Consider the following 13569-nt stretch of genomic DNA (forward strand, 5'->3'; position numbering starts at 1 on the left):
CGGGCCAGACAGTGGCGCTGGGAGGTCAACCTCATCGGCAGCTCGCAGATCAACGCCTTCTGCATGCCCGGCGGCAAGATTGCGTTCTACACCGGCATCCTCGACCAGCTCAAGCTCACCGACGACGAGACCGCCATGATCATGGGCCACGAAATGGCCCACGCGCTGCGCGAACACGCGCGCGAGCGCATCGCCAAGACGCAGGGCACCAACCTGGCGCTGCGCCTGGGCTCGCAGCTGCTGGGCCTGGGTGACCTGGGCCAGGCGGCGGCGGGGTTGGGCGGGCAGCTGCTCACGCTGCAGTTCAGCCGGTCGGACGAGAGCGATGCCGACCTGGTGGGCCTGGAGCTGGCTGCGCGCGGCGGGTTCAACCCGCAGGCGTCCGTGAGCCTGTGGGAAAAGATGGGCAACGCCACCGGCAGCAAGCAGGGTGGGCTGGCCTTCCTGTCCACCCACCCGTCGGGGCCAGCGCGGATCAAGGAGCTGCAAGCGAACGTGCCCAAGGTGCAGGGGCTGTATGAATCCGCCAAACGCGGCAGTTGATTGCTACTGATTCAATAGCTTATGGCGCTTTTCAGGCAAGCGCTGCAGCCTGACTTGGCATGATTTCTGCGGGCGTGGGTTCCTGCGCCGCACTCACCCGGTTGCGCCCGGCGTTCTTGGCGTCGTACAGCGCCTTGTCGGCGCGGGCGATGGCGGCGTGCAGGTCTTGCACGCCATGCACCTGCGCCACGCCAAACGACAGGGTGAGCGCAAGCGGCGTGGCGTCCACCTCCAGCGGCGTGGCCTGCACGGCGGCGCGAATGCGCTCGGCGGTGGCGCAGGCCTTGTCCAGCGGGCTGGCGGGCATCAGCGCCACAAACTCCTCGCCGCCCCAGCGCGCCACCACGTCGCCGTCGCGCAGGTTCTGGCCCAGCATTCTGGCGATGGCCATCAGCACCTCGTCGCCCACCGCGTGGCCGCGCTCGTCGTTCACGCGCTTGAAGTGATCGACATCGCACAGCAGCAGGGTCACGGGCGTGCCGTCGCGCTGGCTGCGCGCCAGCACATGGGTGGCCAGGGTTTCAAAGTGGCGGCGGTTGTTCAGGCCGGTCAAAGGGTCCAGCGTGGCCTGTTTACGCAGGCGGTCCTCGGCAGTCAGCACCGTGCGGCGGTAAAAGGCTGCCAGCGCCGACAACATGCCAAACACCAGGGCGACGTGCAGGGCGTTCACCCATTTCAGGCTGATCGGCGACAGCGGGGTGAGCGGCCCCAGCCAATCGCACACGGCCCTGAGGCCCAGGTAGTAGGCCAACAGCGTCAGCACCAGCGGCACGGCATAGCCGCGCGTGTTGGCGACCACAATGGTAGGGATGAACAGCAGCAGGTAGTAGTGAAAGCCGCTGTCCCAGCCAATGAGCAGCGAGCCCAGGGCGGCGTGCAGCATCACCTCCAGCCAGATCAGCGTGACGGCCGCAGTGTTGCGCCGCATCGTGACCAGCTGGTACGCGCCCACGTACATTGCGATGCTGATCAGGTTGATGATCGCCAGGGGCCCCGACCCCAGCCACCAGAACAGCACGACATAGCCCGCGTCGATGACCGCCGCCATGACGGCCACCTGCTTCACCATGGCCCAGTAGGCCTTGCCCGCGAGGCTGGAGCCGCGCTGCGGCACCGCAAACCGGCGCGGGGTGCGCGGGGCGATGTCGCTGTCAGGGGCAGAACGGGCCATGGCGTGCGCGGGTAGGGTCACAAAAGGTCACATTCTAGGGACGCGACCACTGGCGCACGGAATTTCAATTCAAAAGTGCCTGTAGACCTTGCTGAATAAGCGCGAACAGCTATCAATTTTGATAAGTCCAGCGCAACAATCAGGTACCCGCCACATACGGATTGCTCTGCCGCTCGCGCCCAAACGTGCTCTCCGGCCCGTGCCCGGGGATGAACACCGTCTGGTCCCCCATGGGCCACAGGCGCCCGGTGATGCTGTCGATCAAGTCCTGGTGGTTGCCCTGCGGGAAATCCGTGCGGCCGATGCTGCCCGCAAACAGCACATCGCCCACAAAGGCCCGGTCAATCTGCGGCGCGTGGAACACCACATGGCCGGGGGTGTGACCGGGGCAGTGGCGCACGTTCAGCGTTTCGTTGCCGATCTGCACCTTGTCGCCATCGTGCAGCCAGCGCGTGGGCGTGAAGTGCTGCGCAGGTGGAAAGCCGAACATGGCGCTTTGCTGCGGCAGGCCATCAATCCAGAACTGGTCGCCCGGGTGCGGGCCGACGATGGGCAGTTGCAGACGCTCGGCCAGCTCGCCCGTGCCCCCTGCGTGGTCGATGTGGGCGTGCGTGAGCCAGATCTGCTCCAGCGTGAGGCCCCGGCGCTGGATTTCGGCCAGCAACGTATCCAGATCGCCGCCGGGATCGATGACGGCGGCCTTGTGGGTGGCGTCGCACCAGACGATGGAACAGTTTTGCTGAAAGGGCGTGACGGGGACGGTGAGGTAATTGAGCATGGGCGTGGCGATGTTTTTTCAAGAAGGATTTTCACAAACCCTTCAGCGGCGCGGACTGCGCTACGCCACCGCCAGATGAAAGCAGATGAAGCGCATCCAACATGCGGCAATGGTACGCAGTGCCGGAAACAAGATGGACTTCTCATTAAGCGTTGTGTCTCACCCTGATGCACAACCTCACTCAATCGTCATCGTCTTCAGCCCATTTCCGGCGCCGATGTTCGTCATAACGGTAGGGCCGGTAACCAGGACCATAGTACACAGGCGCAGGCGCACCGTAATACACGGGTGCCGGCCGATAGTAAACAGGCGGTGGCCGGTAGTAGACCGGAGGCGGTGGCTGGTAATACACGGGCGGGGCATACACGGGCCCCGGCGCGTAATACGCCGGGCCTGGTGCGGCGTACACCACACCAGGAACATTGATGCCGACGGACCAGTTTGCGCCGGCATGGGCAGACGCACCCACGAAAAGAGCCCCAGCAGCGACTGCGGCGCACTTCAAGGTATTGGAAAGATTGAGGTTCACATCAAGCTCCACGAGGCGGTAAACAAAGTACCGCCTATATGAAACGCGCAGACCACCGTCCGCGTTCACCTCGAAAGCATGACGATGGTTGCCAAACGTAAAGAAAAATCTGCGCCGCAAAGCAACAGCGCGCCTGCGCCAGGTCTTCGGCGGCACAGGCTGCGGTGGTAAGCCTGTGCCTGGTAGGGCTGTCCGTGATTTTCCGACCAGGTGCAAGGGCTGTTGGGGAAGGTTGGTCGAAAGGCCGCAAATTCCTGGCTCGGACCCCTCCCGCGATCAGTGGCGTCACGGCTACCGCGCGATCCGCTCAGGGAAGGATAGTGATGCACCCTACGCTGCTGGCGGCTGTCAGCCGTCCTGCCGCGTCGTATCCCCGTACCTCATAACAATAGGTTCCGTTGATGAAGACCGAGGCGTCGATCAGGCTTGTGGTGTTGACCGTTGACAAAGCAAAGCCATCGCGCAGAACCTGGAACCTGGCGACATAGGGATCGTCGCTCCAGTCCAGCTGGATGGCCTGAGGCCCAACGCGTGTCAGGGCCAGCGTGAGCGGCGCAACGGCAGGCTGGACAGGGACGGCCACGCCGATGCCCACGGCCACGTCTCCGCCACCACCGCAAGCGGCGAGGCTTCCCAAAATAATAGATGCTGCCACGCTGCGCAGCACAAGGCTGCGCGTGAATACGGTCATGTACGACATCTGGTGCTCCTCAGGGTGCCGTAGCGGGACCGGCGGTCACCGACAGTTTGGATGAACTCAGGTACAGCTGCGGCTGCGACCCGCCAGCCGGTGGGCCGATGCGCAGTTCAAGAAAACGGTCGAAAGGACTCGCGGTGGGGAGGTTGGCGATCAACGTGGAAGGCGGCAAGCTATCGCGTGGCAGCACCCCGGCAGCACCTCGCAAGTCAGCCCCTTTCGGCTGCTGATTGACCTGGATCCAGGAAAGACGCAACAGGCCTGAAGGAATCAAGGCCGTGGTCGTCAGCTGTATCGACTCCCGGTTGGGGAAGCCACCACCACCGTCACTCACGACCAGTTGGGCCTGATCGATGGGCAGATCCATAGAGGTGTTGCCAATCACGAGGCGAAAGGCACGGATCGATCCAATATAGCGTCCTACAGAGGGGTCAGGGTCGGCGTCGCGGGTACTGTCGTCATACCGCACTGAAAACGACCAGTTGCCAGATGCAAGATCAGCGCGAGAAAAACCCAAATACGGGGGGAGGGCCGCGAGTTGTTCAGTCGACGGCGGCTTGAAGCTGCCGCTGCCTGAAAGCAGGATTTCGGCAGCGAAGCCGGTTCGCGGCATGGCGAAGCCCGCCGAGAAAACGGCAGCCGCACTGAATAGAAAAAGAGCCAACCGTGGGCGGCGCTTCGTTCGGGGTAGTTCGTGTTGCATACAGCCTTTTGCGTGAGACCCGATGGGGGCAAAGTCCCTGTTTAACGCTTGGCACGTGCATTCGCCGACTTCCGGCGCGCTGGATGTGTTACGGATCGTTTGGCCTTCGCATCTGGTTGCAGTCGGTTTGAGGTCCTAAGTGAGCAATGCCCTATAGACTCAAAAAAGGACTGCGACGCGGACATTTTTGTGCAGGAACCATAATTACATTTCATTGCTCAACAGCTGAGCCCGCCGCAGTGCTGGCTAGGCCTCTTGGGAATCCCCCGTGGGCAAGGTCAGTTGGCCGTTGCGCAGCGCCGGTGCTGGGCGTGAAGGCCGTGGCGGCGGCCGATATCCGGCGGGTGCACCACGCGCCCGATGACAACGAACTGTTCGAGTCGGTAGTGCCCGCGACAGCCAGCGCGCCGACGCTGTGCATTCTGGAAGTGGCGCGGCTGATGCGACTGGGCCAGGCCTGGTGCGAGCAGGCACAGGTGGAGCCCGCCGACGCAGCGGCCACGGGCGCACCGGCAGTCCCTGCACCGCACCAGGTGGGCACAACACAACGCCACGCGGTATTCCGGATCGGTGTGGAGCAGTGGGCGGTGCCGGTAAGCGCCGTGGAGCGTGTGGTGCCCGTGCCCGCCACCGAACTGGCGCTGGGGCCCAAGGAGCGCACTTGGGCCATCGGCCAGTGGCAGGGCCGCAAGCTGCCGTTGGTGGACATCAGCGAGGGCCGCCAGGCCAGCGATCGCCAGTCCGCGCCGTGGATGGTGATGCTGGGCCAGGGGCCGCTGCTGCTGGGGCTGACGGTGTCGGAGTGCCAGCAGTTTTTGGATCTGCCGCAGGCTGCCGTGGCCAGCATACCCGGCGACCCCTTGCTGGCGGGCGTGGCGCTGCTGCCAGACGGCGCCAGGCTGCAGGTGCTGGATGTCGCCAAACTCTTTGGCCTGACACCCGAGGCATCCATCAGCCGGCGTGCGCCGGCTCCGTTGCATGCTCCCGGCGGCGCCGTGCAACCCGACGCCACCGAGCCCTTGCCCTATCTGGTGTTCGATGCGGATCAACGCTATGCGTCCCCGGTCGATGGCATTGTGGGGGTGGTGGAACTGCCCGCCCAGGCAAGGGAAGACCTTCGGTCGGGGCGACCGGCCTTTCTGGCGTGGCGTGGCCAGACGGTTCGCCTCGTCAGCCTGCCCGCCATCGCCAGGTCGGAGGGACTCGCAGACCCGCAGCTGGCGGTTCTTGTCCAGGCGCCCGGCGGCACGACGGCGCCCTTGGGCATCGCCATCCACAGCCTGACGGACTGGCTGCCCGCCCACAGCGCGCGGCGCAGCGGCATGCGCATGGGCGCCATGGGCGAGTTCGGGCTGATCAATGCCAAAGGCGCGGTGGACCACGCCAACCTGGTGGTGGTCGACCTCGCCCAGATGGCGTACCTGCTGGGCTGAGCCCAGCGACCTGACCTCCACTCCCATCGCCGCACGATTTACCCCAGGATTTACCATGACACCCGCACCCGTACCCGCCGACGAGGCCGACCGACTGAATGCCCTGCGCGACCTGTTGCTGCTGGACACACCGCCCGAAGAGCGCTATGACCGCCTCGCCCGATTTGTGGCCGAGCAACTGAACGTGCCGATTGCCCTGCTGACGCTGGTGGATGGGCAACGCCAGTGGTTCAAGTCGCGCGTGGGCCTGGAGGCAACAGAAACCCCGCGTGACATCTCGTTTTGCGGGCACGCGATCATGAGTCCAGAGCTGTTTGTCGTCGAGGACGCCAGCAGCGACCCCCGCTTTGCCGACAACCCCCTGGTGACGGGTGAGCCCCACATCCGGTTTTATGCCGGTGCCCCGCTCAGTGCCCCCAGCGGGCACCACATTGGCACGCTGTGCGTGATCGACACCGTGCCGCGCACCTTGGGGCCGGTGGAGCTGTCCATTCTGGATGCACTGCGCCGCTTGGCAAACGAGACCCTGGCCGGAAAAGAGGGCGACGAATGACCGCGCTGTTGCCCCGGATTTTGCTGGTCGAGCCGCAGTTCGTGTTGCGGCGCACCATCGTCATGGTCGCGCGCGATCTCGGCATGGTGGATTTTCATGAGGCCAGCAGCGTGGGCCGCGCCCGCACGCTGCTGGCAGCGCAGGCCTATGACGGCCTGGTGCTGGATCTTCACGAGGAGCAGCAGGCCCTGGAGCTGCTCGGCGATCTGCGGCTGGGCCGGTTCGCCACGGCGCGGGATGCCCGGGTCGTGGTGCTGGCGGCCGATGCAAAGCCCGACGCCGCGACGCGCCTGCAGGCCCTGGGGGCTGCCTGCGTGCTTAACAAACCGGTGCGCATCAGCGATTTGCTCAACACGCTCGTGGTTGCCAAGGCTTGTTGAGAGGGGCGGGGCGGGGCGCGCTGCATCGCAAGTTGCGCAACCATCCCGGGGCCGCCGGGGCACCGCTGCTGCCCGCAGCCCCGCCGGGGTGCTGCGCCGCAGGAGGCACGCGAGCATGAAGTGCTATTATTTATATAGCTATTAACGCTTGTTCTATAAGGGCTACAGGCGTATTTGGCACTAAATCGGTCACAGATTGGTTGCGCCGATCACTTCGGGCATGTCCGTCAGGCCTTGCAGCACCTTTTCGATACCGTCCTGCCGCAGGGTGAGCATGCCGGCCGCCAGCGCCGAGTGCCGGATGTCCGAGGCGGGGGCCCTGCGGCGGATGTGCTGGCGGATGGAATCGTCGCTGATCATCAGCTCATGGATGCCCAGCCGTCCGCGGTAACCGTGGTTCTCACACTCCTTGCAGCCTACCGCGCGCCACAGCTGTAAAGCGCCCGTGGCGTCGCCATATTGTTTGCGCCAGCGTGCCACCTGCGCAGAGCGCGCCTCGGGCGTATTGCTGGTGCCGCTGGCGAGGTATTGCGAGGCCAGGTCGTTCAGGGCTTCCTCGTCGGCCAACCGGGGCTCGCGGCAGGCGGTGCACAGGCGCCGCACCAGGCGCTGGGCAAGAATGGCCAGCAGCGAGTCCGAGAAGTTGAACGGGTCCAGCCCGATTTCGAGCAGCCGCGCAATGCTCTCGGGCGCCGAATTGGTGTGCAGTGTGGACAGCACCAGGTGCCCCGTGAGCGAGGCTTCGATGGCGATGCGCGCGGTTTCCTCGTCGCGCATTTCACCGATCATGATGACGTCCGGGTCGGCCCGCAAAAAGGTGCGCATGGCGGCGGCAAAGGTCCAGCCGATGCGGGAATTCACCTGCACCTGGCGCAGGCCGCTCTGGGTGATTTCGATGGGGTCTTCGGCTGTCCAGATCTTGCGCCCGGCGGTGTTGATGTCGCGGATGACCGAGTGCAGCGAAGTCGTCTTGCCGCAGCCCGTGGGGCCGACCACCAGCACCAGGCCGTAGCTCTTTTTCATCACACCGCGTATGGCCACCAGGTTGGCCGGGCTCAGGCCAATGGCTTCCAGTGGCAGGGGTTTGGCGCCAGCCAGCAGGCGCAGCACCACGTCTTCAAGACCGCGCGAGGTGGGCACGGTGACCACGCGCAGCTCGACGGGCGGGCCGCCGAAGCGCGAGAAGTCGATCTTCCCGTCCTGCGGCTTGCGGTGCTCCGAGATGTCCATGCTGGCCATGATCTTGATGCGCGCCACCATCGCAAAGCGGTAGCGCGCGGGCAGCTCAAGGTAAGGCACCAGGTCGCCGTCGATGCGCAGGCGCACACGCACGTTGTGCGGGGCGGGCTCGGTCTCGATGTGGATGTCGGACGCGCGGTGGCTGATGGCTTCGTCAATCACCGAGTTGATGAGCCGCACCAGGGTGTTGTCCGACTCGCTGATCACATCGGCCTGCTCGGTGTCGGCGTCTGGGGACGCAGTGGCCAGGTTGGTCAGCAGCTCCTGCGAGGTGGCGCGTGCGCCCGATACAGCGCTGCCCGCGTCGGCAGGGCGGGTGCGGTAGGCCTTGTGGATGGCTGGCATCAGCGTGCCGGGCGCTGCCTGCAGCGGGATCAGCCGCCGTTGGGTCAGAAAGCGGATCTCGTCGATCAGCACGCGGTCCCAAGGGTCGGCCATCAGCAGCACCAGCGCGTCCTCGCGTGCGATCAGGGGCAGCACGGATTCACGCTCGGCCACGGCACGGGGGATGAGTGCCAGTGCCGATGCCTCGGGTGTGATATCGCCCGGATGCACGGTGTATTCGCCCAGCCACGTGGCGATGACGCCGCGCAACTGGTCCTGGGTGAGCGCCCCCCGGTCCACCAGAATCTGGCCGATCGGCCGTTGCACGCCATTGCCGCGCTCTTCTTGCTGCGCCTGCAGGCCCTCCGCCAGGTCTGGGGTGGACAGCAGTCCTGCGTGGACCAACGCCTCGCCCAGGTGCCGCGCCTTGCCCACCGTGGGGTGGGGGGTGGAGATCTGACGCCACAGCGCCTCGGCGCTTTGGGGGCGGAAACTGTGGGCGGGGGGTGGGGCGGAGGTGCTGGCGTCGGTCATCGGGACAGAGTGTCTGGGGCTTATAGGGTCAGTGCGTAATCCACCGTGATGGGTGCGTGGTCCGAGAACTTTTCACCCTTGTAGATATGTTCTGCGCGCGCCAGCGCCGCGAGCGCAGGGGTAGCCAGGTGGTAGATACTGGCGCAAAAAACCCACATTTTTTGCTCCATGTTACAGGGTGAAGTCGTACTCTACGGTCAAAGGCGCATGATCAGAGAACTTTTGGTCTTTGTATATGGCGGCAGTCCGAGCTAACGCGGCGATCCGTTCCGTCGCCAAGTGATAGTCGATTCTCCACCCAACATTTTTGGCGTAGGCCTGCCCCCGATTACTCCACCACGTGTAGCACTCGTCTGTCGTTGTTGGGTGCAGGGCTCGATAGACATCACTGACGCCGCCTTCAAGCAACTTCGTCATCCAAGCTCGTTCCTCGGGCAGGAAGCCGCTGTTCTTCTGATTGCTGCGCCAGTTTTTGAGATCCGCTTCCTTGTGGGCAATGTTCACGTCGCCCACCAAGATGAACTCTCGCTCTGCTTTGAGCTGTGAGAGATGAATCGCCATAGCATCCAAAAAACGGTACTTGACAGCCTGCCGCTCTTCCCCGCTCGACCCGCTTGGAAAGTAGCAACTGATGACGCTAAACGCGCGCCCAGGTTTGTCGAACCGCAGTTCTATCCACCGACCTTCATCGTCAAACTCGGGCACACCGATACCCGCCTTCACGTCACTTGGCTCATGACGAGAATACAACCCGACACCTGAATAGCCCTTCTTCTGTGCAAAGTGAAACCAACCGCGCAGTGCATCAATTTGGTCGAACGCCCCCACAACTGCGTCATGTTGCGCCTTGACCTCTTGTACCCCGACAAGATCGGCGTTTTGCTGGGGCAGCCAATCGAAAAAACCTTTGGTTGAGGCAGAGCGTATGCCGTTTAGATTGGCACTGATGACTTTGAGCATGAAAAATCTTGTGTGATCAAGGCAAGTCTTCGGCAGTTGGCACCGGCCAACCGGGAATCGTTGCGGGCATCTGAGTTTACCGAGCCATCACTGATCAAGCCGCTTTTCTAGACAGGCCCCATGCTGCCGGAATTCAGGCCAGCGACCGCCGCATCCAGCAACTCCCCAGCCGGTCGAAGCCCGTTGATCCTGACAGCCGAAGACGGCATCTGAGCCACCGCCACCAATCCTTGGCTGATCCCGCCAACCTGCTGCTGTGGCACTCCCAAACCTTGAACCAAGGTGGGCGCAGGCTGAGGGGTCACTTGCGGTGCCTCGACCATCTGTTTCTCATGCCGTTGCATGAACCAGTCCGCAGCTTTTTCAGCAGCAGAGAACGCCTGAAACAGCGCCCTTGGGTCACCTTCCGCTTTGCCGTGGAGGAACTGGGCATCAATGCTTTCGACAACCGCCTGATCGCGATTGACGAGTTCCATCACGTGTCCAGCAACCCAGACAACAAACTGGGCAGTCAACTGGGTGCCTTCATTGCCCGTGACAAGGTTCACTTGGTGGCGATGACCGGCTCTTACTTCCGTGGAGACAGTGAGGCGGTGTTGGGTCCGCAGGACGAATCCCGGTTTGAGACGGTGACGTACACCTACTACGAGCAGCTCAATGGCTACCAGTGGCTCAAATCGCTGGACATCGGTTACTTCTTCTACACCGGGGCCTACGTTGATGCGGTCAACAAGGTACTGGACCCTGCACTCAAGACCATCGTCCACATCCCCAACGTGAATGCGCGTGAGAGCTTGAAGGACAAGCAACGCGAGGTGGACGAGATCATGCACGGTCTGGGTACATGGAAGGGCGTGGACCCCGACACTGGCTTCCATTTGGTCGAATCTCCACAAGGCCGTATTTTGAAGGTGGCGGACCTTGTTGACGACAGTGATCCGGCGAAGCGCTCTCGCGTACTGTCAGCGCTGAAAGACCCAGCCTACAAAAACGACCGTGACCATGTGGACGTGATCATCGCGCTGGGCATGGCCAAGGAGGGCTTCGACTGGATTTGGTGCGAGCATGCCCTGACCATTGGCTACCGCAGCAGCCTGACCGAAATCGTGCAGATCATTGGCCGCGCAACCCGTGACGCCAAAGGCAAAGAGCGGTCACGGTTCACCAACCTGATCGCGGAACCCACCGCTGAGCAATCAGCAGTGGCTGAGGCTGTGAACGACATGCTCAAAGCCATCTCAGCCAGCCTGCTGATGGAGCAGGTTCTGGCACCCCGTTACGAGTTCACGCCAAAGAACGCAGGCCCCCAAGAAGGCTTCGACTATGGCGACGAAGGCTACAAGGAGGGTGGGCACAACATCGGGGTGAACAAGGACACGGGCCAGATTCACTTGGAGATTGCAGGCCTCACCAAGCCTGAGACGCCGGAGGCCACCCGCATTTGCAAGGAAGACCTGAATGAGGTCGTCACGAGCTTTCTGCAAGACAAGACAGCCCTCGAACGCGGCCTGTTCGACAAAGAGAACACACTGCCGGAGGAGTTGACCCAACTGCGCATGGGCAAGATCGTGCGGGAGCGTTATCCAGACCTGAGCGATGCCGATCAAGAGGCCATCCGTCAACACGCCATTGCTGCCATGAACATCACCCAGCAAGCGAAGTTGGCTCTGGCTCAGGCAGATGCTAGCGGCAGTGGCACGGGGCAAGGAAGCACCGCACTGATTGATGGTGTGCGCAAGTTCGTCAACGTGAAGGACTTGGACATCGATCTCATCGACCGCATCAACCCGTTTGATGCTGCGTACGCTGTGCTTGCCAAGGCAATGGATGAGAAGTCATTGCGCCAGGTACAAGCTGCCATCGCTGCAAAGAAGGTGAGCCTGACGGAAGAAGAGGCACGTGACCTCTCCAAACGTGCGTTGCAGTTCAAGAACGAGCGTGGCCGCTTGCCGGACATCAATTCTGCCGATGCTTGGGAAAAGCGCATGGCCGAAGGTGTGGCAGCGTTCGCCCGCTATCGCGCACTCGCAAAATCAGCCCAGGCGCAAGGAGCACAGAGCAATGGCTGATATTGATGACGACGAACTGCTGGATGCACTGGGCGTAGAGGTTGCTCCGCTTAAAGCGTCGAGCCGTACCCCGCGTGAAGAGCGCATCATCGCTGGCTTTGAGGACATTCTGCGGTTTCATCAAACCCATGGCCGAGCACCTCAGCATGGCGAGGGACGAGACATCTTTGAACGTCTGTATGCCGTTCGGCTGGATCAGCTGCGGAAGTTGCCCGAGGCTCAAACCCTCCTTGCAGAACTGGACACCCCCAAGCTGCTCCAAGGCCACGAAATCGCGACAGTAGATGTGGACGCACTCGACGAGGATGCTCTGCTGGCTGAATTGGGAGTCGGAGACGAGGCAGTCGATGGGGATGACATCACCGTGCTGCGGCATGTCCGATCCAGCACCGAAAAACGCGCCGCAGAGGAAGTGGCAGATCGGACGGCATGCCAGGACTTTGAACGGTTCCGCCCCCTGTTCGAGCAGGTGGAGCAAGACCTGAAATCAGGCGTGCGAAAGGCTCTGCGCTTCGGACGTGATGCCAGCATTGCCGAGGGCAACTACTTCATCTTGGGTGGTCAGCTCGCCTATGTGGCGGAAGTCGGAGAGACGATCAAAGCACCGAATGGCGAGAATGACGCGCGTCTGCGCGTCATCTACTCCAACGGCACGGAGAGCAATCTGCTGCGCCGCTCTTTGCAGCGTGCGCTCTACAAAGACGACACGGGAAGGCGACTCACCGATCCCAGCATGGGACCACTGTTCAGCGATGAAGTGGAGCCAGAGGACGTTGAGACGGGCACGATTTACGTCCTGCGCAGCAAATCAGACCACCCGTTTGTGGTGCAGCATCGTGAGTTGATTCACAAGATTGGTGTGACAGGAGGCAAGGTCGAAACCCGGATCGCGGGGGCAGAAAACCAACCGACCTACTTGCTGGCGGGTGTGGAAATCGTTGCCACCTACAAACTCCACAACGTCAATCGGGTGAAGCTGGAAGGCCTCTTCCATCGGGTTTTCGGTTCCGCCCAGCTGGACCTCACCATCGAGGACCGTTTTGGCAAACCAGTGAAGCCCCGTGAATGGTTCCTGGTGCCGCTGCATGTGATTGATGAGGTCGTGCAACGGCTGGTAGATGGCACGCTAACTGGGGTGGTGTACGACGCGCAGGCCGCTAGCCTCGTCACGAGCCAGTAATGCGACTCCTCGAACTCGACATTTCGAATTAATGATCGGCGGCAGGTGGAGGGTGCAGCCTTTTTCTTGCGATTGCCTTCGCATACGCAAGCTTGCCCTTGGTGAGCTGCTTTTTTTCGTCACCTGCTGAGGTGAAGTCGACGAGCGCATGCGACGCGTTGTCAGGTAAAGGGTCTGAGTAGCTAAGAAGCCCGAGCTGTTCGAACTCCGCAATAGAAACTCCCCAGGTTCCACCACCTTCGGGGAGCTGTTTACGCTGCAAGTACCGCTCGTACGCTTCTTTGGGGGTCAACAGGCTCTCCCGATCCGCAGACAAGTGCCCCTTGTCCGTTCCTGTCGGGGTAAAGCACCTGGATGATGGACGCCCCTCGGTGATTTGACTCGGATGAACTTGTCGCATGAGCAGTTCGTCTGAGGTAGCTAGACGGGACTGGCTATCAACTGGCATCAAACGGTCCCTCTTCCGAAGAGATAGC

At 62.5% G+C, this 13569-nt stretch carries 14 protein-coding genes and 1 pseudogene; 6 read left to right on the forward strand and 9 right to left on the reverse strand.

The window, feature by feature from the left end; translation table 11 throughout:
* The coding region (locus ISS20_RS18950) for a M48 family metallopeptidase (RefSeq protein WP_291438520.1) at positions 1-543 on the forward strand (543 nt) is incomplete at its 5' end.
* Positions 544-574: 31 nt separating this feature from the next.
* Here ISS20_RS18950 and ISS20_RS18955 read toward each other — a convergent pair.
* The 4 genes from ISS20_RS18955 to ISS20_RS18970 form a co-directional block, all read right to left on the reverse strand.
* Complete coding sequence (locus tag ISS20_RS18955) at positions 575-1714, reverse strand: GGDEF domain-containing protein (RefSeq protein ID WP_291438523.1); 1140 nt, start codon at positions 1712-1714, stop codon at positions 575-577.
* 139 nt (positions 1715-1853) lie between these two features.
* Positions 1854-2492, reverse strand: a complete 639-nt coding sequence (locus ISS20_RS18960; protein WP_291438525.1) for an MBL fold metallo-hydrolase — start codon at positions 2490-2492, stop codon at positions 1854-1856.
* A gap of 836 nt (positions 2493-3328) precedes the next feature.
* Entirely contained in the window at positions 3329-3721 is a 393-nt protein-coding gene (locus ISS20_RS18965) for a hypothetical protein (RefSeq protein WP_182121032.1), read from the reverse strand.
* A gap of 10 nt (positions 3722-3731) precedes the next feature.
* A complete protein-coding gene (locus ISS20_RS18970; RefSeq protein ID WP_182121031.1) occupies positions 3732-4421 on the reverse strand; it encodes a hypothetical protein in 690 nt (229 codons plus the stop codon).
* A gap of 302 nt (positions 4422-4723) precedes the next feature.
* Between ISS20_RS18970 and ISS20_RS18975 the strand changes: the two genes are divergently transcribed.
* From ISS20_RS18975 to ISS20_RS18985, 3 genes are read left to right on the forward strand one after another with little or no spacing between them, the layout of a single operon-like run.
* A complete protein-coding gene (locus ISS20_RS18975) occupies positions 4724-5854 on the forward strand; it encodes a chemotaxis protein CheW (protein WP_291438530.1) in 1131 nt (376 codons plus the stop codon).
* 55 nt (positions 5855-5909) lie between these two features.
* Positions 5910-6407, forward strand: a complete 498-nt coding sequence (locus ISS20_RS18980; RefSeq protein WP_114655815.1) for a GAF domain-containing protein — start codon at positions 5910-5912, stop codon at positions 6405-6407.
* Entirely contained in the window at positions 6404-6787 is a 384-nt protein-coding gene (locus ISS20_RS18985; RefSeq protein WP_182120926.1) for a response regulator, read from the forward strand. The genes ISS20_RS18980 and ISS20_RS18985 overlap by 4 nt, the downstream gene beginning before the upstream one ends.
* Positions 6788-6976: 189 nt before the next feature.
* Here ISS20_RS18985 and ISS20_RS18990 read toward each other — a convergent pair whose 3' ends face one another.
* The 4 genes and pseudogenes from ISS20_RS18990 to ISS20_RS19005 form a co-directional block, all read right to left on the reverse strand.
* Positions 6977-8884, reverse strand: coding sequence for a type II/IV secretion system protein (locus ISS20_RS18990; RefSeq protein ID WP_291438535.1), 1908 nt, complete (start codon positions 8882-8884; stop codon positions 6977-6979).
* Positions 8885-8904: 20 nt separating this feature from the next.
* Positions 8905-9018, reverse strand: a pseudogene (locus ISS20_RS18995) (exodeoxyribonuclease III); the annotation flags it as partial.
* A gap of 37 nt (positions 9019-9055) precedes the next feature.
* Positions 9056-9844 carry an exodeoxyribonuclease III gene (locus ISS20_RS19000; protein ID WP_291438537.1) on the reverse strand — a complete coding sequence of 263 codons (789 nt, stop codon included), beginning with the start codon at positions 9842-9844 and terminating at the stop codon, positions 9056-9058.
* Positions 9845-9951: 107 nt separating this feature from the next.
* The gene (locus tag ISS20_RS19005; protein ID WP_291438543.1) at positions 9952-10320 is read right to left on the reverse strand and encodes a hypothetical protein; all 369 of its coding nucleotides are present in this window, start codon (positions 10318-10320) and stop codon (positions 9952-9954) included.
* Between ISS20_RS19005 and ISS20_RS19010 the strand changes: the two genes are divergently transcribed.
* Together ISS20_RS19010 and ISS20_RS19015 are read left to right on the forward strand one after the other, a co-directional pair.
* Positions 10225-11913, forward strand: coding sequence for a DEAD/DEAH box helicase (locus ISS20_RS19010; protein ID WP_291438542.1), 1689 nt, complete (start codon positions 10225-10227; stop codon positions 11911-11913). The two genes, ISS20_RS19005 and ISS20_RS19010, sit on opposite strands and share 96 nt — an antisense overlap.
* Complete coding sequence (locus ISS20_RS19015; RefSeq protein ID WP_291438539.1) at positions 11906-13093, forward strand: GIY-YIG nuclease family protein; 1188 nt, start codon at positions 11906-11908, stop codon at positions 13091-13093. The genes ISS20_RS19010 and ISS20_RS19015 overlap by 8 nt, the downstream gene beginning before the upstream one ends.
* A 28-nt stretch (positions 13094-13121) precedes the next feature.
* Here ISS20_RS19015 and ISS20_RS19020 read toward each other — a convergent pair.
* A partial coding sequence (locus ISS20_RS19020; RefSeq protein WP_291438541.1) for a hypothetical protein occupies positions 13122-13569 on the reverse strand: 448 nt, incomplete at its 5' end.

Source organism: Acidovorax sp. (assembly GCF_016783915.1).
Taxonomy (GTDB): domain Bacteria; phylum Pseudomonadota; class Gammaproteobacteria; order Burkholderiales; family Burkholderiaceae_C; genus Acidovorax.